Here is a 25179-nt window from a genome sequence, read left to right as displayed (position 1 = left end):
TCTTCATTATTTTTTAAAATCGAATTTTAACGAATATTTCATCGCATTATCATTGCAAACCTCAATGCATCTTCCGCAATTGGTACAGGCTCCGCTGCGTATAAAATCACTTTCCTTGCCTACAATATCCAAAACAGGTTCTTCCACACAAACATCGAAACAATCCATACAATGGGTACATTTCTCTTTGTCGTGCTTCACCTTAATTACAGCTTGCTTTCCTATAAGGGAATAGAATCCTCCCAAAGGACAAATGTGTCCACACCAACCTGCTTTTAAAACAAACAGATCTACAAAGAAAATTACAGCAACAATTCCCCATCCTGCTCCAGAACCAAAAACAACAGCCCTGTGAAGCATAGATATCGGACTTATAATTTCGAAGGCTGCCATTCCAAATATTGCAGAAACAATTAGGCTTAAAGCCAAAATGTAATATCTCAGATTTCTAGAAACAGAAACCTTCGCTTCTGTCTCTATCTTAAAAATCTTGCGCAAGCGAAATGCGATATCGGTTATGATATTCATCGGACAAATCCACGAACAGAACATTCTTCCTCCTATCAGTGTATAGATCAGGAAAATCAATAATGCTCCTAACAATACTGAGCTTGACGCAATAAATCCAGATACCAATATCTGTAACACAGCATAAGGATCACTCAAATGAAGGTAATCAGCAATGATGGCAGAACTATAATTGCCCCGAAGGACTTCCCATCCAAAATAGTTTCCTCCTGCAAAAAGGAACAGAAAGGACAGCTGAATGATTCGTCTTAGTATTAAAAACTTATATTTTTTCATTCAATCGTTTTTTATAATGAATTAGTATCAAATTTTAATTCTCTTTTCACCCTTTCGCCAGTCGGCACTTTGTTCACTCGTGTTAAATTTAAATGTGTTCACGAGCTCCGCTTTGCTACGGTTCCCTAGAAGGGAAAGATTCTTAGAATAAACAGAACTATTAAATTCTATTTATGTACTAAGTTTAATTTTTGTTTCTCCCTTTTAGGGGAGATGTCCGATAGGACAGAGGGGTGCTTATACCCTATTGACACTAGTCATCAATTAAATCATCATCATTCAAGTAATCGATAGCCGACTTCACATCCTTTTCATCATCTTCTTTTTCGACTTGATCATGGATTCGTTTCTCATCTTCTTTTTCCCAGCTTTTAATGTAATGGTCTCCAACTTTACCAGTTGCTTTATGCAAAGGCAGAACAAAAATGGCAGCCTTCCCGGCAACACAAGCCTGCTCACACATTCCGCAGCCAGTACAAACACCAGAGTGAACTACAGGAAGTAGCTTGGCATGCTTACCAGTTCTTTCATTTACCTCATAATCCAGCGTTATGGCTTTATCAATTAACGGACAGGTGCGATAACAAGCCTCACAACGAATTCCCCAATACGCCAAACAAGATTCTTTATGAATCACTGCCAAACCCATTTTAGAATTCATTACATCTGGCTTCTCTTCTTCTTTGGTCAGATTTTTTAAATCCAAAGCTCCCGAAGGACAAGAATCCGTACAAGGCATATCGGTACACAAGTAGCAAGGAATCGTTCTCGGTTCGAAAAAGGGTGTTCCATTTGCAATGCCATCACCTGGTTCTGCAAGCTTCAGCGTATCATACGGACAAGCTTCAACACATTGTCCGCACTTGATACATGCTTTCAGAAAGTCTTTTTCTTTTAAAGCACCAGGAGGACGAAGTACATAGTCAGCCTTGGAGTTTGCTTTGATGGATTTCCCCCAAATTAAACCGCCACCCCCTACAAATACAGCTCCTTCCAGTACTCGTTGAATTACTTTTCTTCTCGACACCATAAATTCTTTTTGAATTATGAATTATGCTTTGCTTATTTTCACTGCACACTTCTTAAAGTCTGTCTCCTTCGACATCGGGCAAGTGGCATCCAAACAAAGTTTATTTACAAACACCTTCTCGTCGAACCATGGTAAGTATACCAAACCTCTTGGCACACGGTTTCTTCCACGAGTTTCGATATGGGCTTTGATGCGTCCTCGCCTTGATTCAACCCAAACCAAATCACCTTCTGTAAAACCTTGCTCAGCGGCATCTTTCGGGTGGATGTAACAAAGTGCTTCCGGAACTGCACGGTACAATTCAGGTACACGCATGGTCATGGTTCCCGAATGCCAGTGCTCCAATACACGACCCGTACACAACCAGTAAGGATATTCTTTATCCGGCACCTCAGGGGCTTCCATATATGGACGGAAGAAGATCTTCGCTTTATTTTTCAAATCGACTTTTGGCTTCGACATATCAGGCTTTGCAATCGATCCTTGAGGCATATTCTTCAATGCCTTTCCGTAGAATGCAAATGGTCCAACATCTGCTTTCTTGGCATATACATCATATTCCGAATTGAAGCGCCATAGCGTTTCTTTGCCATCGACTACAGGCCATTTCAAACCTCTACAGTGATGGTAGGTATCAAAATCAGCCAAATCGTGCCCATTACCCGTACCAAACTTGCGATATTCTTCCCAAATGTATTTGTGGATGAAGAATCCGTAGCCTTCAAATGGTTTTCCATCCGATCCTTTCACCTTACGCTTGTCTCCTCCGGCTTCGGTATTGATCTTACCTTCTCCAATCGGATCAGGCCATGCATATTTCTTTGCATCCTCGTTGGCAAACAGCACATCGTATAAGGTATCCTCCGTAGAGTAACCCATGGCCTTCGCTCCTTCCAAAACATCTGGCAAACCATCCTTCAATCCAGGAACTTTCTGAGCTCCCCAAACTTCCTTCAGTTTAAATCGCTTCGATAATTCAACAAACTGCCAGATATCGGGCATTGCCTCACCAACCGGAGTCACCTGTTGCTTCCAGTGCTGGGTTCTGCGCTCAGCATTACCATATGCTCCCCACTTTTCGTAGATCATCGCCGAAGGCAAAATCAAATCAGAAACCTTAGCCGAAATACCTGGGTAAGCATCGGAACAAACTATGAAGTTATCCATTTGGCGAGCTGCTTTGATCCAGTGGTTCGCATTGGCCGAATTTTGATAAGGATTACAAACATTAATCCATGCAAATTTGATCTTTCCATCCTCAATATCCCGGTGGATTTTCATCAGGTGGCTCCCTACTTTAGTTGATGGTTCCTGCAGGAACTTTCCACAATTTCTCCGAAACTTCACGATGCTTGGCATTGGCAACCACCATATCCGCTGGCAAGCGATGCGCAAAGGTTCCCACCTCGCGAGCAGTACCACAAGCTGATGGCTGTCCTGTCAAACTAAAGGCTCCATCGCCTGGCTTCGATTGCTTACCTAACAAGAGGTGCACCATATATGCTTGCTCATTTACCCATGAACCTCTGGTGTGCTGATTGAATCCCATGGTCCAGTAGGAACAAACCTTACGTCCTTTTTCAATATACAAGTCGGCCAATGCTTCAACTTCTTCTTGAAATCTTCAATTGACTCTTCGGGATTTCCTTTTGCAATTTTGGCTACCGTATCCAAATCGTAAGGCTTCAATGCTTTTTTGAACTCCTCGTATTGAATGATCCAGTGATTCACCGCCTTGTCACGATGTTTCATTTCCATCACATCCCCTTCCTTGTAGCCAAGGTAAGCCAATGTTTTTCCCTCATCGGCAGTCAATTTCTTGGCAACCTCATGCTTCACGGTTTCCTTTTCCTTATCGGTAAACTTAGGATGATCTGGCGTACGCATTCCGTAACCGATATCTACAAAACCAGTTGCAAACACAGTATATTTCTTCACAAAATCCCAATCGATAGACTCGATGATTGTACACAATCTCGTGCGCAATGTAGTTCCAGATCGCTAAATCGGTGTTGGGCTTGAAGATGATTTCAATATCTGCCAAATCAGAAGTACGGTTGGTATAAGTAGAAAGGTTTACCACCTTGGTTCTTTCCGGATGGCTCAATTTGTTTTCGGTAATTCTCGACCAAAGAATTGGGTGCATTTCAGCCATGTTGGCTCCCCAGGTTACTACCGTATCGGTAATTTCCATGTCGTCGTAGTTTCCTGCTGGTTCATCAATACCGAAAGTCTGAATAAATCCTACTACTGCCGATGCCATACAATGACGGGCATTTGGATCGATGTTATGAGAACGGAAACCAGCCTTCATCAACTTCGAAGCAGCATATCCTTCCATAATGGTATACTGACCCGAACTAAAAATCCCAATCCCCGTTGGTCCCAATTCTTTCATAGCCGATTTCATGTGCTTTTCCATTTCGTCGAATGCACGTTCCCAGCTAACTGCTTTAAATTTCCCTTGTTTACTAAAATTGCCATTCTCATCAACACGAAGCAGAGGCTTTTTCAGACGGTCGGCACCGTACATTATCTTAGCATTAAAATATCCTTTGATACAGTTCAATCCACGATTTACCGGAGCCAATGGATCACCTTTTACAGCAAGTATTTTATCGTCTTTGGTGGCAATCATGATACCACAACCAGTTCCGCAGAATCGACATACAGCCTTGTCCCATGTCCAGCCACTTTCGGCCTCACGAGCTTCTGCTTTCAGAGTTTCCGGAACAGCAATTCCAACGGCAGTTGCTGCGGCGATGGCTGCCGAACTCTTTAAAAAATCACGCCTTGCAAGTTTCATATATTTTGATTTTTTTATTTTCTAAAATTGTTACTAAAGACATTCCTTCACCCTTTCGCCTGTCGGCACTTTCCCTGGAAGGGAAAGGCTCTTTGATTAGAGTATAGTGCTAAGTTCCATTTGTAGCACAAACCTAGATTTTGCGCTCTCCCCTTCTAGGAGATCCCTACAGGGATAGGGGTGTATTAGACCATACCTTATTTATGCTTCCTCTCCTGCCTTCTTAATATTCCTCAATCCAAACACAATAAAAAGCAGAGCAAACCAAACTCCGAATACCGAAATGAAGAAGGTGATCTTCAACCAGATTGGAGCCATTCTATCGGTACTCCAAATGTGGCGTCCTTCTATTGCAGAATGAAGCTCTGTAGGTTTAGCCATTACCATGTGCTCCTCCGCTTTTGCTCGTGCAAATCCTTTGGTGGCTTTTACCATTACATTCACTCTTCCTTCCTCATCGCCTGGCAAAGTTGGATCAACATCTACATAAGCAATACCCAATTCGTTGGTTTGAGCCTTGCCCAATAAATGCTTCCCAAAAGTTCCCATTACATAGGCGCTTACGCTTACTTCAGGTTGTGGCAGCTCTTCAGCGAATACCTTTACAACCAATTTATCAACATTCTCATCAAAGCTTAATTTCATGGCATATTCAGGAATAACAACACCTTCCATATTTGGCAATTCCTGCTTGTAGTTCTCATTAAAACTACGGATGTAGGCTACAATGTTCCACAATTCATCATCGGCGAAAGCTCGGCGAATTTTGGCATGGTTCCACGTCCTGTTTTAATTTTATAGAACACCGATCCATCGCTTTGTGCTTGAAACTGCTCTGATGCCGGATCACCAGGAGGTGGCGACATTGGTGTAAAATTATCCTGCCCTGGTGTACCATGACAAGATGTACATGAGTTCTCGTAGGCAACCCTCCCTTCTAAAACCATATCATCATCGAAAAGGAAAGGGCTTAGTTTTTCGTTGGCTTCCAAGGGAATTTGCCAATCGCTTTGTGCATTCAAATTTGCCACAGCCAAAAAGCAAAGGCAGAACAGAATGATTATATGATATCCTTTATTGTTCTTCATCGCATTAATTGTTTTTGTGGTTCATGTCCTCTTTTACTTCCCAAACCGGAACTACAGGGAATAATTTTGCCAATACAGTGATTATCATCAATACCAAAATGAATGATGCTACGGTAATGGCAATCTCAGGTGTAGTTGGCGTATAACCTGTCCAGCCTTCAGGAACATTCTGAATCGGATAGTAAGGAGCCAATTGGGTAGGAACCACAATCAAGACTCTTTTGAACCAGGCCCCGGCCAAAACAATAACTGAGATAAGGGTTAGCGGTAATGGCTTACGCATAGGCTTGAACAAGATCAAAAGGAAAGGAATCACCAAACCACCCAACTGTACCAACCAGAACATTACCGACTCGTGTCCGTAAAGCATTTCGTGTACATGCTTTGCGTCGGCTGTGTTGGCCTTATATCCGGGAACGATAATCTCATTAATATTGAAGTACACATACACCAAAGCAACCAGAACCAAGAGTTTTCCCATTCTGTCGAAATGGTCGGCAGTGATATAATCTTTAAGCTTATAGTTGTTGCGGAAGAAATACATGGCAATAATTACCGCAGCACAACCTGCTACGAATGCTCCCGAAACAAAGTATGGTCCGAAAATTGGCGAATCCCATCCCGAACGCAAGGTCATGGCAAACAACCAGGAAGTAACGGTGTGAATGGATAGTGCAATCGGGATAATCAGAACCAGCAACATGCGCGTGTAACGATTCATCAATCGAAATTGCTTTGCCGTATTGTTCCATCCCAGAGACAAGCTCTTGTACATTTTCTGTTGCCACTTGGGCACATTGTTTAGCTTATCGCGACACAATGCAATATCAGGCAACATGGGAATATAAAGGAGTAAAGCACTAATCGCTACATAGGTTACCACAACGGCAATATCCCAAACAATTGGCGATTGCACCTACCGTGTATGAATACATTCAACAGACGATCGGGGCGTCCCATATCGGTAATGATAATTAAACCTGCTACCATGGCGAAGGCAACAGCTACCAGTTCGGCAATTCGTGCTACGGGTCTTACCCAGTCCACTTTCATCATGCCCAATACCGAGGATACCAGCATCCCGATTAAAGAAGTGGCAACAAAGAAAACAAAGTTCGAAATGTAGATGCCCCAAGATACATAGTCGTGAAGACCTGTTACCCCCAAACCGTTTCGCAACTGTTGATAATAGTAATACAAGCAGATTATAAGTGATACCGTAAGAAAACCCATCCAAAGCTTGAAAGCACCTCCCCAGTTCACATTTTTTAAAAGATCCCGATCAATTTGCTCCTCGCTCAGATGACCTTTTGTTATTGTTTCGTTCATGTTTTTAGTAATTAGTAAGTGGTCATTAGTCAATGGTCAATTGTATTATTAATTGTTCATTACTAATTATTAATTGATTTATCCCTCACTCTCTCTTGGAGGCAAGTAGTAAACACTAGGCTGTGTACCCAATTCAGGCATTAGCGTGTAAGCAGCATTCTCTTCCAACAAATGACTCAAACGCACTGTTTTCTTGGTAGTCCCATTGGTCACCAAATCTTCGTTCTGATCGCCAAAGTAGTACACCCCATTCGGGCATGCCGATACACAATAAGGCAGTTTTCCTTCGCGCAAACGGTCGGCACTGAAGGCACATTGGTAACCGTACCTTTTTTCTGAGGAACATTCAGTTCCATATCGTAGGTTACTTCTGCATACTTGTCGGAATTCTTAGGCTCGGTCCAGTTAAAGGTACGTGCCGAATAAGGACAGGCTGCCACGCAGAATCTACAACCAATACAACGCTCGTTATCGATGAGTACAATTCCATCCTGACGCTTAAAGGTTGCATCAACCGGGCAAACCGATACACAAGGTGGGTTATCGCAATGCTGACAGGTTTTAGGCATCCAGTAGGAGGTTTTCTTTACCGGATCTTCCATTTCCAACACATTGATGTGGTGCATTTCGGGCTTTAGCTGATGTGCACTCTGGCAGGCTTTCATACACTTGCGTGCATTTTTACACTTGGCCAAATCAACCACCATTACAAATTTCTTTCCCGGAATCCCTTCGCGACCTCTTTTTTGTAGGTAGGATAAATCCTGAATCTTATCTCCAGGTTTTAGGTGGGCTACATCTACTTCTACCAATTTGTTGTCGGCAGTAAGTACTTTTACTTTGTTACCGCTGGCTTTGTTCGAATCGGAGCATCCTTGCAGCAGCAAGGCCGATCCAGCAACGGTACTCGCTCCTGCAATGCCCAATTTTTGCAGGAATTTTCTTCTCGAATTGTCGGTTTTATTCGCCATGTTCATCTGTTTCTTTTAGGTTTTCTTTTTAGCAGATGGAACATTCCAATGATGAAGGTTATGATTCGTGTGGTAGCTTGATCATTCCTTTTATCATGGACGTTTCATAGATTTATTTATTGAGTTTACGATTAGAAATTAAAATGAGCCTTTGGTTCGCAAACTCTCAAAGCCTCTTTAATTTTCTATCGGCATTTACCATTGTAATCTCTAGCTTTCGCTATGCTCATCTAAAGATACAATTGGTATAAGCTATCAATAATCCTAATAAATATATGAAATATAGGCTTGTATGACTACCGTTATGTTTAGATATCTAGATGTGTTTTAAATCGCAATTAAAGATAATAATGTCTGAATACCCCATTATCCAATAGATAGAGAACCTTTTCAGATAAAAAGATAATCTCATCGTTTTATGCAGTTTATATTTAGAATAAATTCAGATAAACCAATTCCTTTGGGACACATCATGATATGTCGTTTAAATAATAAATTACCATCCCGTAGGGACACGAGATCTCGTGTCCGTTCATTGCATTACAGGAAAAATAAAACGACAAGACAAATGGGTAAATCGAATATGCCATGCATGTCCACATTGATAATATAACAACGAATGTCTTCTATATTCATGGACGTACCGTTTATTATAAAGGACATGCCTTTATAATGAAGGGACATGCCTTTAAATAATGAAAGGCCACGCCATGGCGTGGCCCTACGGGATAAACATTTTATCGGTGGTCCAATTGGCTGAGTTGTTGATGATGTATTCCTGAATTCGATCGTAATCCTTTTGATCGCGAACCACATGATCATGAAATCGCGATTGCCATGCAAACCATGCATAGCCATTCTTATTGCACCATCGGCTTAATGTTGATTTAAATTGACCTATGATTGTCGAGATGGAGCCAGACAATGATCCTCCGAATTGCTTGGTTTGTTCTTTATTATCGGGAATGTCGATATTATTCCCATTGGACACGCCGTTAATATGGTGATTGGTCATGCCATCAAATCCATGATCGGACATAACCTTTTTATTTTGTGCGGACACGTTGTTCATATTATTAACTGACACGCCGTCAATATTATTTCCGGACATGTTGTTCAAATTATTAGCGGACACGAGACCTCGTGTCCCTACGCCGATACCTATTAAAATGTGAATGTGGTTGGGCATGATTACAAATTCGCCCAATTCAACCTGTGTAAAATGTTCCGGGATTTCCTCCAAAAACACATTTGCCTGCTTGCCAATGGGAGATAATTCCATTTTACCTTCACGAATATCTCCAAAATCATATTCGCGGTTTTGGGTACATATGGTAATAAAATACCACCCTTGGGAACGATAATCGTAATTTCTTAATCGAATGTTTTTACGGGTTCTCATGTATTGAATTTTGAATACAAAATTTACATAAATTATTTCAAACATAAAACACCGTTGCAACACATCATGATACGTCGTTTAAACAATAAATTACCATCCCGTAGGGACACGAGATCTCGTGTCCGATTTTACCAATAACAAACGAAAGGACACGCCATGTAATACAAGGAACACCTTTCTTTACCATACCCCACGAGATCTCGTGTCCGTTCATTGCATTACAGGAAAAATAAAACGACAAGGCAAAGGGGTAAATCGAATATGCCATGGCATGTCCGATTTTACCAATAACATACGGAAGGACACGCCATGTAATACAAGGAACACCTTTCTTTAACATACCCCACGAGATCTCGTGTCCGTTCATTGCATTACAGGAAAAATAAAACGACAAGGCAAGGGGGTAAATCAAACATACCATGCATGTCCGATTATACCAACAACAAACAAAAAGGAATCGTCATTTATAATGAAAGGACACGCCTTTATATAATGAAGGGACATACCTTTATATAAAAAAAGGACACGTCTTTAAATAATGAAAGGACACGCCATGGCGTGTCCCTACAATAAAAATATTTTGTGTGATCCGTGTTTTCTATTCATTTGCGGATTCTCTATAAAGCATTGTTCTGCTGACCCCACCCTTGTAATAGGCCGATACCTCCTGGCCTGTCATATCGGAGGCTTTCAGGTGAAACTCGTATAGGTTTTCGTCCAGAATCTTGATGCTTAGCTCTGGTTCGCGGATTCCGTTCCCCTCAAATTTGTTATAGAGTACATTCGAAATTCCTGTGTTCGTAATAATTTGCGTGCCCACCTGATTGGTCAGATGCTGGGCATCGCGGATGCTTAAGGCTGTGCTCCCCTCCATATCCCAGGTGTAGGTGCCGGCATCTATTTTTCCATTTTGGCTTACCTGCAAATCGAGGCGAATGTTGGCAAAGGCATTCTCTATTAATCCTTCAACGTCGCTGTAGGCAATATCTCCCTCGTACAAGTAGATTCGCAAAGGGTAGGATGTTGCTCCCAGTTTGCTTTGGTCTTTGGTATAGGCCAGCATCATGTGGATGTCCTCGTAAAAGTTCTCGCCCACCTCAATGTGATTTTTCAACTCAGGTACCTCTTCCTCATCATGACTTTCGCTGCAACTCATAAAAAATCCGCTCACCAAAAGTGCGAGCATCAAAATACTGTGTTTCTTCATTTTGTTTGTTGTTTTTTGTGTGTGAGCCTTAAAGTTAAAAAAACAGGTTCAGGATAAAACGACTCTTTGCAGACTTTACAGAATGTTTCGCAACATAAAAGGTAACAAACAAAACCTTCACCCCTTTTTCTCGTACCCTGTGCTTTAGCCGAGGGGTTTTAGAAGGTACAGAGAAAAATAATTAATAATCTTGTATAGAATATGTTTTGTTAATACATTTGAAATGATCGGAGGAATTTGGGAGTATTATTATCGTTTTAATTCCTTAGAAAACAATCCTTTTTCTCCTGTTCTCCTCATTGACTAATCTCCTGTAATATCATTTTATTGGAGGTAATCACTAAACTATAACTTTACTTATAATGAAGAACATTTACCGAAAGTATCTCATCGTGTTGAGTGCTATTTTTACGGGCTTTGTATCCTATGCCCAGGAAGAGAATATGGTGCTCAACCCTAGTTTTGAAGAGTATGAAGAATGCCCTCAAAGCTACACTTTTATGGATAAAACACATAAGTTGATTCCGCATTGGACCTATCCATCATTTACCACTCCTGATTATTTTAACGAGTGTAGTAATGGAGAAGTAGGCGTACCCGATAATTTTGCAGGCTACAGCAAAGCCAGAACCGGCAAAGGCTACATGGGAGCCATTCTAAGTGGCAGCAATCGCAATTTCAGGGAGTATTTTCAAGGGACTTTAAGTTATCCTATGATTGCCGGTCAGAAATATTGCGTTTCATTTTGGTACAAATTGGCATCGGGCAGTAAGTTTGCCGTTGATCAGTTGGGCATCCATTTTTCTGAAACCCAAACAGCCAACGGCAATTCAAGCTTTTTAGATTTTAGAGCTCACCTAAGCAATAAAGAAGGCTTATTTCTAGATAATACTGAAGAATGGGCCCAGTTCTGTATGGTATATACTGCCCAAGGTTACGAGGAGTACTTTATCGTAGGAAACTTTAAGAATTACGACAACACCAACTATGTGGTTACAGGTCGTGATACCAAAAATAAAAAAGGCAAATCCTACGCTTACTACTTTTTCGACGATTTTGAGATTCGTCCCCTGGTGGATTGCACCTCCTGCGCATGTGTTCCCAAAGGATTAGAAACGGTGGTGATCGATTCCTCTTATACAGGAGGTAAAAATCCGGTTACGGGCCAAATCATTAAAATCATAAACGATGGTGTGATTAGTTTGGGAATATCAGGCGGACAGCCTCCTTACAACATCGATTGGAGCAATGGAATCAAAAACAGCACAAAATTGACCAATCTGGAAGCGGGCACCTATACTTACCAGGTAAGTGACCAAAACAATTGCCACTCGCAAGGAAGCATTACTTTCGTTGAGCCTGAATTGCCTGAAGATTTGTTTACCGAAGAGCTCAAACAAATTGAAGAAGGGGCTGCCCTGATTCTCGACAATATCTTCTTTGAATTCAACAAAAGTACACTCTTGCCTACTTCCTTTGAGGAACTCGACAAAGTGGCCAATTTCTTAAACGAAGGAATGGTGAGCCAGATTCAGATCAGCGGACATACCGATAGCAAGGGATCTGATGAATTGAATAAGGGTTTAAGTCAGCGACGTGCCGAATCGGTAGTGAACTACCTTGTTGGCAAAGGAATAGCTGCCAGCAGAATGAAAGCGGTTGGCTACGGAGATTCAAGACCCATTGACACCAACCAAAGCGATGACGGACGCTCGAAGAATCGCCGTGTTGAATTTTTAGTATTAAAGAAATAAGCCCCTACACATGAACACCAAAAAATTAAATATACTCATCCTGTTCCTGCTGATCTCGATGCTTGGCATGGCACAAAATCCCAAAAGGATCTACAACAATTCGTTATTCAAAGGCATGGAAGCCCGGGCAAAAGCCGATATCGATTCTGAGCTTGCCAAGGCCAAAGAAAGTTTTGAGAAAGTATTGGCAAAAGAGCCCGAATCGGCAATGGCAAATTTGGGTCTGGCTGCCCTTTATGCTGTCGATGAATATTCAGGCAAAGATTACTTTAATGCCTTGAAATATTTTCAGAAAGCCTATGAAGCACAAGCTCAGTTTACGGGTGACGATAAAGAGATACTAAATGAATTGTTTACCAAACAAGACAAAAAGCGCAAGAACCATCCCATCGATAAAAACATGGATTGGGAGTATCTGCACCTCGAAGACAAGTTGATTAAATTCGTGAGGGAGGAGAACAATGCAGATCATGCCAAGAGGTTCCTGAAAGAATTTCCCGATTCGAAATACACCACCAATGTGGCCCACATTCTAAGCTACATTAAATTTCGTGAGGCCGAGAAGCAAAACACGGTAGATGCCTACAATCAATTCTTAAATGATTATCCTGAATCGGCTCAAGTGAATATCGCAACCAATTTGCGAAATGATTTGGCCTATAAAATTGCGATCCGTAAAGGCACCCTAAACGACTTGCGCTATTTTGTGAGCAATTATCCAAAGGCACGACAAGTAATTGAGGTGAAGAGAAGCATGGCAGACATGGCCTTTAAAGAGGCAGCCGCTACAAAGACCTTGGAGGCCATCGACAATTATATCGCTGAGTTTCCCAATTCGTCCAAAATATCTGCGGCCAAAGTTTTAAAGAAGCAATTGCTTTTCGAATGGGCCAAAAGTGTAAAAAGCCTGGAGGCTTACAACCAATTTGTGTCTTTATACCCCGAAGGAGAACAGTACATCGATATTTTTAATCTCAAAGCCAACATATTGGGCGATGAGATTCTGAAGGACTTTCCAGAGGAAAATTACCTCTTTGTAAAAGGTTTCGACAATCAGGAGTTTAAGGATTTTGGCGGTGGAATTGCTACACGCCCCAATGGAGAACTTGTGGTGGTTTCGGCCACACCTAAAGCCGAAGGAGAAATGTACGACTCCTGGATTTTAGGTCTGGATGCCAATGGAGAAATGCTCTGGAATAAGATTTTGGGAAATCCTTTCGACGACCTGGTAAACAAGGTGAGCATCAATGCCCAGAACGAAATTTATGTGGCAGGCATTACCAATGCCATTGTGGATAGTGTGCCAGGTCAGGCATGGATTTACAAGCTAGCTGCCAACGGACAAAATGTATTCAACCAGAAAGTGAGCATGGCTGAGGCTCTCGATTTTGTAGTGTACCCCGACAATCAAATTCTAATTGCCGGTTATACCCAAAACCCCGAAGGCTCCTTGTTCACGCCTGCCTTGGTGAAGCTAAATGCCAATGGTAAAAAACTATGGTCGCGCAAGTATACCAACAAGGGCAAAGTGTATGCTTTGGCTGGCGATGATGCTTCGAACACTGCTTTTGCTGCAGCCGGAAACTGGATTTTTGCCATAGATGAAGCAGGTTATTTAAAATGGGACATTCTATTGCCCGAGAATCAGCAGGCCACTGCCATTGGGATGAACGCCAAAAAGCAAGTTCTCTTTGCAGGATCAACGCCTGATGGAGCCTTTGCAGCAGCTTACGACAGCTCTGGCAAAAAGCTTTGGGTATCGCCTCTAAACCTTACAGGCGAAGGCATGCCCGAGCATCTTGTGGCTTTGGCCGATAATAGTTTTGTGATTGCAGGTACCTACGATAAGAAAATTAAGCTGGTTCAGATGGATGATGCAGGCACCATAAAAACCGAAAAAGAATTCAGCCTGCCACAAGGCGTGAAACTAAACGACATTACAGTGTGCGATGTCAATATTGTAGCCATTAGCGCCAGCCGATTGGGAGATAAAGCGGATTTGATTGTGTTTAAATTGAGCTTTTAAATTTTTCTCGCAGATATTCGCAAATCTATTCGCTGATTTACGCAGAAAATTAACAGTCAATACCATTTAAAGGTCTTCGATTTTATAGGGAAGGGCAAGCTTTGGGCTTGCCCTTTGTTTTTTGTAGGTGTAGAAAAGCCCCCGTTTGGGGCTTTTAAAAACTCTTTAACTTTTATTTTCATCTGTTTTATCTGAACCTGAAAATAATAAACTTATTCCTCCAATAATTGTAGCAGCAACACCAATTCCTTTAAATAAATCCCCCCAACTTTCATTTCTTAATAAGGATTCTTCATTTGCCCATTTTTGTTTCAAAATTCTTCTTGTATTTTGGAACATAGATCGAACTGTTAACATTTTTATAATATCTTGATATCCATGATTTTTCTTGATAACAAAATATTGGGTAAGAGCTGGCAAATAACCACCTGGATCAGTTCCCTCTTTTACAAATGCAATAATAGGCTTCTTCAACTGATTTGCTGCCGCAATCTCAGCATGAATCATTTCACTTGGACCTTCAAACGATCTTTGGGGATTATTAATATCAATCTGCTTATATCGTGGTGTTATTATTGCAATCAAACAATCAGCTTTTTCAATTCCCTTCCTCATAGTTTCAGTTACAGATTCGGGTGAATTTGTATATCGTCCAACTGTAAAGTCAGGTATGAATTTAAAACTTCTTACAACTCTTTCGATCATTTCTACAAAAGAGGCATCATTATCTCTAACACTGCAACTTATAAATGCTTTTGGTAATCTTTCCATTAATTATTTCTCTTATACTTTTTCAAATTCTTTTTCTTTTTTATCTTCTTGATATTGAAACTGAGGTGTTCCCGAATCAGGCTTCACCTTAGGTAAATTCACTTTTAACATTACCGGCATAGGAAAGTCAACTCCCATCATAACGGCTTCTCCTTCACCAAGAATTGGAAGAAATGATAGTGCATTTTTATTGGCACTTGAACATGCGTTTTCGATAGATTCCTTATCGTAAGGATTAATTAAACGATGTACTATAAAAGTTCCAATCTGGCTCAAGGTTCCAACAGGAATATCTCTTGGCATTTGGGTAGCCAAACACAGAAACAATCCATATTTACGAGCTTCTTTTGCAATCAAATCAAAAGAATCAAGCTTAGTTGATTCGAAATACTCATCTTTAACCTTCTTATTCAAATATTGATGAGCTTCATCTATAAATAGAATATGAGGAGAAGTTTTAAATTCTCCTTTTCTTGACTTATGCAGTAAGTATTTTCCTATTGCATTAGCTAAGATTTCTCTTCCCTGAAAATCAAATGGCACATTTTCAAAACTAATTCGTAATAGGCTTCTATCATTATCCGAGATGAAGTTATCTATTGATTCTGTTAGTTCTTGTGATTTTTCTATTTCCCTAAAACCAAATATCGATTGAAAATTTTCATCATTTATCAAGTTGCTAATTCGCATTATCAAACTTGTACAGTTTCCAAAATTTCTTTGATCTCTACTTCCCCATGATTCCCCATTATCGTATACACACTCATTCATTATTTGAACGGGTAACTTTGAAATATCAAAGTTTGAGGTATTATTGTTTTCAATCTCCTTGACGTATTTTCGGTACAATGTTTTATAAGGTATATTTTTCTGATTTTCTTTTAAGTATGTACCATTACTTATAACTACATTAGCTTTATTCTCACCTTTCAATGCTATTTGATAAGTTTTTTTGCCCACTTCATCTTTAATAAATTTTTGTTCCTCATCCTTGCCAAGACAGCTTGCGATCTTTAACGATTTTATAGCCTCTAATAGAATAGGTTGTTGAACTTGACCAGATGGCCTAAACAGTACGAATAAATCCTCAATTGTTAATCTGGAATATCCAAAATGTGAATTAACTGTGATATCCAATACTTCTGAGGCACTCTCTAAAGTATCGAGTCCTTTATATTCTCCAGTCGAGTCAATCAAAATTACTTTGCTCTTGTTTTGAACTGCCTCTTGTACAAGTTTACTTACTGTGAAACTCTTTCCTCCACCAGTAGTCCCTACAATAGCACAATGTCTTCCAAAAATCGCCTGTTGCGAAACTGTTACAGGAGTTATATTGTCGTATGTCAATTTACCCAAATCAATAAGTGGTGGTTCCTTCTGCTCTGTTTTCACTCCAAATCTTTTAAAATACTTAGAAATAAAGTCGGGTCTACAGATATAAACTTTACTACCTATATTAGGTAGCTTATTAAGACCTTTATTAACTTTTTCAGGATTAAAAAGATCAAATGCCAACAAGATTTCTATTCTCCCTGTTGGATGGAAATCATTTGTATTAAATGAGCTTTCATTCAACTCCATTCTTTCTTTTTCCGGAAGCTCGATATCAATAATCTTCCCTAGAAAGCCAAATGAATGTCCTTCAATAACGACATAGTTTCCAATCGTGCCTCCACTTAATTCAATCCCTTCATGAAAATAGGTTTTCATTAAAGTTGATGATGGAAAATGCACCTTAATAAAATAGGGAGTTACCTGATTGATATATCCTAGAAAGTAATCTGGGGAAAAAGGACCGTTATTTTTCATTTGGGATAAAGATTTCAATTTTTCTAGCTTCGTTACTATTGTATGATTTTAGTTCTGGGTAGTGAATAGCGAAATCCTCAAACAGCTCATCAACCAATACTATATCCTCGTAAATGTTGGCGGCTTCAATTAATAACTTATCATTGCCTTCTACTCCCTTATTCACAACCATCAATTGAAATCCTGTATTGTGATTTAAAGCTTCCTGAATAGCAGTAACAATATGCTTATCCCCAAAACTAAAACCAATTGATATTAGTAGTGTATTTGGTGTTCGTATAGCTTGTTGAAAACGTGACATCATTTCAAAAAAAGGTTGCTCATACGAACTCTCGTATTTCCCACTGTGAGGGTAGATCATTAATGGTTCATCTGGGTTTTCAACCTGATAAACTTGCCCTTCTTTGGATTCCCAATTTAATGATCCATGCGGTTTGTAAAGATGTATTACATTTTGAATAAAATTGTCCTCATCTTTTAACCTGCTCTTTTCTCTATGCACAATATCATAGTCGAAATTGTTGCCATTAAATAACCTAGGAGTTGCAAAAGAGAAACCATCAATTACAGTTATTCCTAATTTTTGAGCAGCTTGTTCAAAAAGGGTATCGTAATTAAGCGTAAAAACTTTAACTCTAGGATCAGTACTCTTCCTTTTAACTAACTTCTTCAAAAAAGTAGTATGCGTAACAGTCTCTTTTAACTTCAGATCACATCTCTTTTTTATTATTTCTTCAGTTTCAGAGATAAAACCATTAATGTCCTCATTGTTTTCAATGTAATCCTTAGCAATTTTTGCTTTAGAAAGTAAAGTCTCTAAATTCTTACTTTTTGATTTAAACTTTAGCTTCTCAAGTAATTGATCAAATTTAGGCTTCTGCCCATTAGAAGCTTTATTATTAATTTTTTTCTCTGTTTCGTCCCACAATGTACTCATCAAGGGGCCACCGCATTCAAATGATGATCCTGCCCCAGTAAGAATTATTACATTTTCAAATCGTTTAGATAAAAAATCATTATATGCCTTACGCTTTAAATCACTAGCTATTTGATCTAAACTTCTTGTTTCAAGATCATCTTTCTTGTATTTTGAATCGTTGACAAATACATTGATAATTTCATTATCGTTTTTCTCAACAGCAATCTTCTTATTGCCTGTTAAATAAATCAGTTCTTTAGCCATACTATTTAAATTTGTAATAGTTCTTCCCTATGCCACTCCAAAAACTCCCTCTTCGGCAACCACTTATCGGGCAAGATCATTTCCTGTCCTTCCAGTTTTCCGAAATGGGTTTGATAGTATGTTTTGGTGCAGTGTTCTTTCAGGTTTGTCGAGAGGATGAGTCTGTAATCTTCATCGAAACTAATTAGGTGTTGGTCGAAAGCCTTGTCGTAGAGTGCCGAAAGGCAAATGCCATTTTCGGGGTTCAGGCGTTCGGCTTTGTTTTGTGCCCATGGCAAAATGTGGCTGGCTATTAATAGCTGTGGCAAGTCTATTCCTGTTACCGCACATTTGCTGTGGTAGTTGGTGAGAATCATTTGTCGGAAAAAGTTTTGGTTTACCCGCGTTTTTACATATCGTTCTTTCGTTTCTCCTACCAAACTATTGGCCTCTGGTAATTCCGCTTCATATTTATTTTCCAGGCTTAGCCCTTCACGTTCGGCCAGTATCTTTTCACTTTGGTAAATTAGACCTTCCCTGTCGTTCTGGAATTTCTCAAAAATCATTCGATCCTTCTTCCCTGCATTCTTCATTCCTTTAATTCCACGAGCTTGTAATTGAGGATCAAAACTCGCCAGGTTCGAAAGTTTCAAACCAACCGCACTTGGTGTTCTTCCAATCAATTCTGCCAATCGAATAATCTGAGGATTGTTCTTGTGTATCTTCCCAAAGGGAATCTTACAATAGAGGTTAAAAGCGAGAATGAGTTCTTCCTCACTCCAGTTCGGGTTACGCATAAGTAATAGTCATTGTGGTTCGGGTTATGTCAAAAGTAATAAAATTATACCAATGATTTAACATTCGTAATTACATTCTTGTTATCAGGCATTAATCTTTTTCCTGCCCTCACCCATTGTTCGTAATCAGATAAATAAAAATATCCGATACTCTTTTTATGTTTGTCTCCATACCTTTACCCCTTTCCCCTTCCATTTTAAGCCTTGTGCTTGCTAGTCTGTCTCTTGTTGTTGCTCCTTTGTCCTATTCCGCTGCTTCCCAGTTGTTTGTCGGCGGTGGAATGCTTCAACCGAGCGACGACAAGCCTTTGGCTAAGGGCGACAAGACATTGGCTAAGGACGACAAGCCTTTGGCTTAGGGCGACATGAGATTGGCTTAGGGCGACAAGAGCTTGGCTAAGCACGACAAGAGCTTGGCTAAGGGCGGATTGTCTCTGGCTAAGGCCAACAAATGATTAGCTAAGCTCGGAATGCCATTGGCTTAGGCCGACAAGAGTTTGGCTAAGCACAACAAGTCTTTGGCTTTTGACCTTTTGCATCTGGCTTGTGGCATTCATTCTTTAAGCTCAAATCTCTATTAACAGTATGGTACCGAACAGTCTCAGAATTGTATGCTCTATGCTTTAATATGCTCTTTCCATCCCCAGGAATTTCAGTTTCGCCACAAAGGAGCTTCACCTCTGCTTTGGCTCAGCCTTTACAAAGCCATTCTCCTTCCTTTAAAAGCCTAAATAGCCCGTATAATCAACACTTACAGGTCTTTCATCCTGTTTTTCATAGTTTTTATTAATAAAATATTAATGTTTTATAAATAAAAACAATAACTCTCAAACAACTACTATTTACAAGCCTTCCAGAGAAATCGATGTTTGTTATCATATTTTTTATCCTCTAATTTATTGCATAATTCAAAGAAGACTTTTAATTTCCATATTGTAAACCCAAAATATAAAACTTATGAACATGGGACAAACCAGATCTTACAATGGCGGAGATGCCAATTTTATTATTTTCTCGAGCCAGAGTATTAACATCATCCGCGACAAGCATGATGAATTCATGGCTTTCACGCCTCATTTCACGGCAGAAACACTAGCTGAACTGAACACTTTGTTCGAAACAGCCAGTAACATTCCTTCTGACAATACCTATATCGACATTCAGGCCAAAGCCACCGAGAATGTGAATACGGAATTGGCAGCATCGGGTAAATTTTTCCAAAGATGCAAGTTCGATATCGAAATGGCATTCCCGAACGATAAAAAGGTATGGAATCAGTTTGGTTTTAACGACTACGACACTGCGCGAAGAAATGGCAAGTTGATGTATCTTTTCCTAACCGATTTCAACATGATTGCCAACAAGTACAAACCAGAGCTAAGCGCAAAGGGCTGGACCGAGGAAACTTTTTCTGCGATTCTGGCACATCGCGATAAGCTAAAAGGCTTTATGGATGAGCAATCGGATTGCATCCTGAAACGTAATCGCGCTACCGAAGAGCGTACCATTGCTTTGAATGCTTTGTACGAAAAGCTGGCCATCTATTTTAAGGCCGCACGCATTATGTACGAAGAGGACGAGGATTTATTGAAGTGGTTCAAGTTTCCGGCAGCCAGTCCGAAAGCCAACAAGGAAGAGGAAGAAGGCACGGAAGTGAACGAAGAAATTGTAAACGAAACGGAAGAATAGCTTCCACTTATCTCTGATTAGCCAGGATGCATTTAATGGCAATTATTTAGCATCTGGTGTCCCCAAGACCAAAGGCCTTGGGGATTTTTATTATCCTCCCTGTTTTAAAAGGAAGCCAAGATTGCCCTGAAAGGGCGAAATCAATAGCGATGGGCAAAGCCCATCGGATGAGCCAATCCCAATACATGTAGCCCTGAAGGGGCGTGAGCCTAATTCCGATATACCTATTTATGCTGACGCCCCTTCAGGGCTTGGTTATTATTGCATTTTATATTCATAGGGCGTTGCCCTATGCTAATGCTCTTAGCCTTTCAGGCTATTTTATTCTCCCCTGTTTTAAAAGGAAGCAACATTGCCCTGAAAGGGCCAGAGCAAATGCCATGCGCCAACCCAAAGGAGAAAGATGAAATGGGAGTTAACAAATTTTAAACGCATTTTTTCTTTATTTTTCTCGGTGAAATCAACCAATTTCCATTCTTTCTCCCCTATTAAATAGCCCATGCCCATCACATAATTTCAATGAAACAGGCTTTTGGGCAATCGTTCAGGTATACCCTGCCATTGACACTAGGCAAGCAGTTATTACCTCCGAATTTTATTTTAAGCAGTATCTTCTGAAAGAGGTATATACTGATAAACACCTTCCCCTTTTTTATACCTGTACATACACAAACATTGCTGCACCTCATCGCAACACTTGTCCATTAAGATAAACGACAGGTTCCTTATATCGACTTGCATATGAATGATTTGCACAGACAAAAAACTCCTGCTTATCTAAAGCAAATCTTATTTGTAAATAGAAATCTTCCAAATTAAACTTTATTAAACAGTTATGACCCACCTGGCGGTCGGTTCTAAATAATTGACTTCCTCCCCTGATATGAGTAACTTTTTGTGAATTCAAAAATGTCATTATTAACATAAACCGAAATCAGTTATGAAAAAATTAATTTTCGCCTTACTCTGTATGCTAGGAGTAATCGCATGTCAGCACGAAGAGGTATTAACACCCCAGGAATTGGAAGCTCCATCTCCAATGGAAGCTTATATGGGAGATACTGGAGTTAAATCAGCGGCTCAAGATTTAGCTTTAAGCTCTGATGTTCTGGATGAAATGAATGAAATTCTTTCAATGGAAGGCAAGGAATATAGAGTTTTGATGGCCGAATACATTACTGCGAATGGCAGCAATGAAGTGGGTAAAATTGTACTTGCCAAGCATGTAGGAAATAAACAGCTGGATGCCGATTTTGTTCCCAATGATGAAAGAAGAGAATGGAGCGGTCCTAATTTCAACGACATCACCTATGCCATTGATCAAACCATTGACGCGGTCCCTCCTTTTGGTAATGTTACTGCGGCAGAAACCGATGCTGCAATTGTACGCGCAAGCGATACATGGGATGCTTTAAAATGTTCCAATATTAACTTTACCAGAAATCCTGATTATGGCATTGACATAGGAGTTATAGCTGCATTATATGGCTTTGGTGGATCCTTAGCAATCTTAGCAGATGTGCAACATGCAGGTTGGAGAGATATTGCTTTTACGCCTGGTGTGTTGGGTGTAACTTTCACCTTTATTTTTACTGATGCAAATGGCCCTACGGATATTGATGGCAATGGGAAGTATGATGTGGCCTTCCGCGAAATTTACTACGACCCATTCTGGTTATGGAATGTTGATGGCACCAATATAGATGTTGAAACCATTGCTCTTCATGAGCTGGGACATGGACTAAGTCAGGCTCATTTTGGAAACTTATCGATTAAAAAGGATGGCACATTTAAGGCATCGCCTCGAGCAGTTATGAATGCTTTGTATTTTGAGCCATTTACCGAACTGCAAGGAGCCGATATTGGAGGACATTGTAGCATTTGGGGAGAATGGCCTCATAATTAATACAACTCCACTTTCGGTGTGTTAGGTTTATAAGTGTTAGTGTTAGTGTTAGTGTTAGTGTTAGTTTTAATTGTAACCCCAAATCGCAATGATTTGGGGTATTTGATTTTACACCATCGGCATCAAGCCGAATTCCTTTAGTCTGTGATTACTGATTTTGACTTTACGGTCATTGGGATGCTCATGCCTTCAGGCATTTGTTCGCCAGCTTTCAGCTCTGTGTTTCCACTCAGGTTCTGAACAATGGTAGCATCTATAATCCAACCGGTTTTTCGATCAATTTTAATGTCCGAAGTCAAATTACCGTCTAACAAAATCTTCATGTCCATACCATTTTGCTTCACAAATGGGGAATTAGGATTGCTAGACAAATCGCCTTCTCCATGAAGCAGGAAGTACTCGGTATTGGCTGCCTTCAGTTCGAAATTGGTAGTTACGTGAACCGACATTCCTGCCTCGATATTGGTTTCGGTGGTCCATTTCTTGCCCAATTTTACTTTTCCCTTAGGGTAAATGGCAGTGATCTGCTCAAAACTTCCTTTAAAAGCCTTTTCTCCATAGGATTGTTTTAGCTGAGCCAATATCTGGTCTTTCTGTTGTTGGGTGATATCGAATCCCTCGAACATACCACCAAAAAGATTATCGATTCCTGTGATCTCGATTACTTTTCCGTTTTGGCCCATGATCATTTTGAAGGGCTTATCAATCATTCGCGATAGCATGGTTGACATGATATCCTGCTCGCTGGCTTTGTTGGAGCTAAATGAGCTTTTTCCCTGTGCACTTTCCATTTCCATCTCTACGGTCCTGTACTTCACCTCCATATCGTACTGATCGTTTTCGGCACCAATCACCTTAAAGACATAATCCCCCTTAATATTCATACCAATTTCGATTGGCATGCCATTAAAGTTCTGGGTAATGGTCATTTTTGCATTCGACTTCTGAATGTATTCCTTCCCTACTTCCAGATTTAAAGCCAGTTTGTATTTTTTGGCTTGTACACAAAGTGTCGCACTAAGAATAAGAGCAAGTGTTAGTAGTTTCTTCATTGAATTGATTTTGGTATATAATTTAATTATTGTTTAAAAGTACATTCATTTCTCCACTTCTGGGTGATAATACCCGCTTTATTTTTGGGGAATGGGCATATTGTGCATTCTTAGGAAGGAAAGCTTGTCCCAATAGCCGCGTTGAAACATGATTTTGCCATCGAGTATCTGAAAGAATCCACAACCTCGAAGTCCCAGCGGATCTTTCCATTCGAGTATGGCCCAATCACCATCTTCGAAGATGTTTTCTACAATGCAGGTCATTTCGGCAGCAGCCAGTTCTTCGGCAAACATTTTACGGATGGCCTCCTTGCCCTGTATGGGTTGATTGGCTACCTGATGGTTAATGGCATCCTGATGGTAAAATTCTGCAATCTGTTCAGCATCGCCTTGGTTAAAGGCCTCTACCCATTCTTGTATGATTTGTTTTGGTGTCATGATTTGTTTGTTTGCTTGCGCCCATTCAGGGCTTTATTTCAATTACATTCCATATTCATAGGGCGCTGCCCTATGCTATTGCGATTACCCTTTCAGGGTAAAATATTTTCTTACATCGATAATGAGCTACAATTTTGAAATTGCCCTGAAAGGGCCAGATCAATAGCGATGGGCAACGCCCATCGGGGTGTCAATCCCAATGCATTTAGCCCTGAAAGGGCGTGAGCCTAATTCCAAATGTACCTCTCATCAACATTGCATTGTGTTCTATTATAGATATTTTGTTAGGCTTACCTTTAATTTCATATTTTTATAGGGCGATGCCCTATGCTATTGCTTTTACTCTTTCAGGGTAGATTATTTTCATGTATAAAGAATGAGTCACAATTTTGAAATTGCCCTGTAGGGGCCAGATCAATAGCGATGGGCAACGCCCATCGGGTGTGTCAATTCCAATGCATTTAGCCCTGAAAGGGCGTGAGCCTAATTCCAAATGTATCTCTCATCAAAATCAACATTGTATTTTTTAAGAAACGCCCTCAATTCATCCTTAAATGATTTCTTTGAATGATGCTCTTTCTGACCATCTATATAATTCACCACCAACTCAACTTCCGATGGATTAACGGAGAAAATGCCATATCCATCTTGCCAATAGAAATCATGATATTTCAATCCTTTGGATTTTACCCATATAGATGACTGCTTTTTCAATTCCTCTAACAATTTCATTTGGGTGATTTTCTTAGATAAGATGCAAAAAATATGAACATGATCGCTGTATCCGCCAATACGAACTGGATTACATTCTAAACCTTTGCAAATTCCCCCTATGTATTCGTAGAGAGGGTTTTCGATTTCGGTATCGATAATGGGTTGACGGTTTTTAGTACTGAATGTGATGTGTACATAAACCTTTGATAATGATTGTCCCATAATTGTTATGCTTACGCCCTTTCAGGGCTTTGTTTCAATTACATTTCATATTCATAGGGCGCTGCCCTATGCTATTGCGATTACCCTTTCAGTAGATTTTCATTTATATTTTATACTCGGGATGAAACCCAAGGCAAAGGGTTAAGGATACAACAGGATCTCGTGTCCTATTCCAAGATGAATGAATTGTTGGATTGATATA

General features: G+C 40.1%; 23 protein-coding genes and 1 pseudogene. 4 read left to right on the top strand and 20 right to left on the bottom strand.

All coding sequences use genetic code 11. From position 1 onward, the window contains the following. Positions 1-6: 6 nt before the first annotated feature. The 13 genes and pseudogenes from napH to JCM15579_RS05135 all read right to left on the bottom strand — a co-directional run bounded on the left by napH (position 7) and on the right by JCM15579_RS05135 (position 10586). Positions 7-804 (bottom strand): quinol dehydrogenase ferredoxin subunit NapH, encoded by a 798-nt coding sequence (gene napH, locus JCM15579_RS05175; protein WP_054716716.1) that lies wholly within the window; start codon positions 802-804, stop codon positions 7-9. 253 nt (positions 805-1057) lie between these two features. Continuing rightward, on the bottom strand, positions 1058-1831 hold the full coding sequence (napG, locus tag JCM15579_RS05170; RefSeq protein WP_218186060.1) for a ferredoxin-type protein NapG: 774 nt from the start codon (positions 1829-1831) through the stop codon (positions 1058-1060). 24 nt (positions 1832-1855) lie between these two features. Continuing rightward, positions 1856-3115: a molybdopterin dinucleotide binding domain-containing protein gene (locus JCM15579_RS21790; RefSeq protein ID WP_172677370.1), complete on the bottom strand. Its 1260-nt coding sequence runs from the start codon at positions 3113-3115 to the stop codon at positions 1856-1858. Positions 3116-3131: 16 nt separating this feature from the next. Then, the gene (locus JCM15579_RS21785; RefSeq protein WP_262493487.1) at positions 3132-3383 is read right to left on the bottom strand and encodes a molybdopterin-dependent oxidoreductase; all 252 of its coding nucleotides are present in this window, start codon (positions 3381-3383) and stop codon (positions 3132-3134) included. Beyond that, positions 3347-3772, bottom strand: coding sequence for a hypothetical protein (locus JCM15579_RS20625; protein ID WP_172677368.1), 426 nt, complete (start codon positions 3770-3772; stop codon positions 3347-3349). Before JCM15579_RS20625 ends, JCM15579_RS21785 begins: the two co-directional genes overlap by 37 nt. Next, positions 3699-4640, bottom strand: a complete 942-nt coding sequence (locus tag JCM15579_RS20620) for a molybdopterin-dependent oxidoreductase (protein WP_172677367.1) — start codon at positions 4638-4640, stop codon at positions 3699-3701. Before JCM15579_RS20620 ends, JCM15579_RS20625 begins: the two co-directional genes overlap by 74 nt. A gap of 201 nt (positions 4641-4841) precedes the next feature. After that, complete coding sequence (locus tag JCM15579_RS05160) at positions 4842-5378, bottom strand: hypothetical protein (protein ID WP_054716710.1); 537 nt, start codon at positions 5376-5378, stop codon at positions 4842-4844. Further along, on the bottom strand, positions 5363-5728 hold the full coding sequence (locus tag JCM15579_RS05155; RefSeq protein WP_054716707.1) for a c-type cytochrome: 366 nt from the start codon (positions 5726-5728) through the stop codon (positions 5363-5365). The genes JCM15579_RS05160 and JCM15579_RS05155 overlap by 16 nt, the downstream gene beginning before the upstream one ends. 4 nt (positions 5729-5732) lie before the next feature. Beyond that, positions 5733-6961: pseudogene (gene nrfD / locus JCM15579_RS05150) on the bottom strand (NrfD/PsrC family molybdoenzyme membrane anchor subunit). 174 nt (positions 6962-7135) lie between these two features. Continuing rightward, positions 7136-7270 carry a hypothetical protein gene (locus tag JCM15579_RS21780; RefSeq protein WP_262493486.1) on the bottom strand — a complete coding sequence of 45 codons (135 nt, stop codon included), beginning with the start codon at positions 7268-7270 and terminating at the stop codon, positions 7136-7138. After that, positions 7267-8028: a 4Fe-4S dicluster domain-containing protein gene (locus JCM15579_RS05145; protein WP_054716704.1), complete on the bottom strand. Its 762-nt coding sequence runs from the start codon at positions 8026-8028 to the stop codon at positions 7267-7269. The genes JCM15579_RS21780 and JCM15579_RS05145 overlap by 4 nt, the downstream gene beginning before the upstream one ends. 721 nt (positions 8029-8749) lie before the next feature. Next, positions 8750-9430, bottom strand: a complete 681-nt coding sequence (locus tag JCM15579_RS05140) for a transposase (protein ID WP_172677366.1) — start codon at positions 9428-9430, stop codon at positions 8750-8752. 598 nt (positions 9431-10028) lie between these two features. Next, positions 10029-10586, bottom strand: coding sequence for a hypothetical protein (locus tag JCM15579_RS05135; RefSeq protein WP_157471341.1), 558 nt, complete (start codon positions 10584-10586; stop codon positions 10029-10031). Positions 10587-10999: 413 nt separating this feature from the next. On the opposite strand from JCM15579_RS05135, the gene JCM15579_RS05130 reads away from it, so the two are divergent. After that, positions 11000-12391 carry an OmpA family protein gene (locus tag JCM15579_RS05130; RefSeq protein ID WP_054716695.1) on the top strand — a complete coding sequence of 464 codons (1392 nt, stop codon included), beginning with the start codon at positions 11000-11002 and terminating at the stop codon, positions 12389-12391. Between the two features lie 10 nt (positions 12392-12401). Further along, positions 12402-14417, top strand: a complete 2016-nt coding sequence (locus tag JCM15579_RS05125; RefSeq protein WP_157471340.1) for an outer membrane protein assembly factor BamD — start codon at positions 12402-12404, stop codon at positions 14415-14417. Between the two features lie 165 nt (positions 14418-14582). On the opposite strand, the gene JCM15579_RS05120 is transcribed toward JCM15579_RS05125, so the two are convergent. The 4 genes from JCM15579_RS05120 to JCM15579_RS05105 are packed head-to-tail and all read right to left on the bottom strand — an operon-like array spanning position 14583 to position 18956. Continuing rightward, on the bottom strand, positions 14583-15188 hold the full coding sequence (locus JCM15579_RS05120; protein ID WP_054716689.1) for a DUF4062 domain-containing protein: 606 nt from the start codon (positions 15186-15188) through the stop codon (positions 14583-14585). Positions 15189-15200: 12 nt separating this feature from the next. Continuing rightward, complete coding sequence (locus JCM15579_RS05115) at positions 15201-16997, bottom strand: ATP-binding protein (protein WP_054716687.1); 1797 nt, start codon at positions 16995-16997, stop codon at positions 15201-15203. Beyond that, positions 16987-18180, bottom strand: coding sequence for an SIR2 family protein (locus JCM15579_RS05110; protein WP_054716684.1), 1194 nt, complete (start codon positions 18178-18180; stop codon positions 16987-16989). Before JCM15579_RS05110 ends, JCM15579_RS05115 begins: the two co-directional genes overlap by 11 nt. A gap of 5 nt (positions 18181-18185) precedes the next feature. Then, positions 18186-18956 carry an HNH endonuclease gene (locus JCM15579_RS05105; RefSeq protein ID WP_054716681.1) on the bottom strand — a complete coding sequence of 257 codons (771 nt, stop codon included), beginning with the start codon at positions 18954-18956 and terminating at the stop codon, positions 18186-18188. A 963-nt stretch (positions 18957-19919) separates the two neighbouring features. Between JCM15579_RS05105 and JCM15579_RS05095 the strand changes: the two genes are divergently transcribed. Together JCM15579_RS05095 and JCM15579_RS05085 are read left to right on the top strand one after the other, a co-directional pair. Continuing rightward, positions 19920-20645 carry a hypothetical protein gene (locus JCM15579_RS05095; RefSeq protein ID WP_172677365.1) on the top strand — a complete coding sequence of 242 codons (726 nt, stop codon included), beginning with the start codon at positions 19920-19922 and terminating at the stop codon, positions 20643-20645. Positions 20646-21585: 940 nt separating this feature from the next. Further along, positions 21586-22551 (top strand): zinc metalloprotease, encoded by a 966-nt coding sequence (locus JCM15579_RS05085; protein ID WP_054716667.1) that lies wholly within the window; start codon positions 21586-21588, stop codon positions 22549-22551. A 137-nt stretch (positions 22552-22688) separates the two neighbouring features. Here JCM15579_RS05085 and JCM15579_RS05080 read toward each other — a convergent pair whose 3' ends face one another. The 3 genes from JCM15579_RS05080 to tnpA form a co-directional block, all read right to left on the bottom strand. Then, positions 22689-23603: a DUF6263 family protein gene (locus tag JCM15579_RS05080; RefSeq protein WP_054716664.1), complete on the bottom strand. Its 915-nt coding sequence runs from the start codon at positions 23601-23603 to the stop codon at positions 22689-22691. Between the two features lie 78 nt (positions 23604-23681). Further along, positions 23682-24041, bottom strand: a complete 360-nt coding sequence (locus JCM15579_RS05075; RefSeq protein WP_054716660.1) for a nuclear transport factor 2 family protein — start codon at positions 24039-24041, stop codon at positions 23682-23684. Between the two features lie 483 nt (positions 24042-24524). After that, positions 24525-24977, bottom strand: coding sequence for an IS200/IS605 family transposase (tnpA, locus tag JCM15579_RS05070; RefSeq protein WP_054716657.1), 453 nt, complete (start codon positions 24975-24977; stop codon positions 24525-24527). Positions 24978-25179 lie beyond the last annotated feature (202 nt).

Source organism: Marinifilum fragile JCM 15579 (assembly GCF_001310955.1).
Lineage (GTDB): Bacteria > Bacteroidota > Bacteroidia > Bacteroidales > Marinifilaceae > Marinifilum > Marinifilum fragile.
Note: the sequence above shows the minus strand (reverse complement) of the source record. Positions and strands in the feature narration are given on the sequence as shown.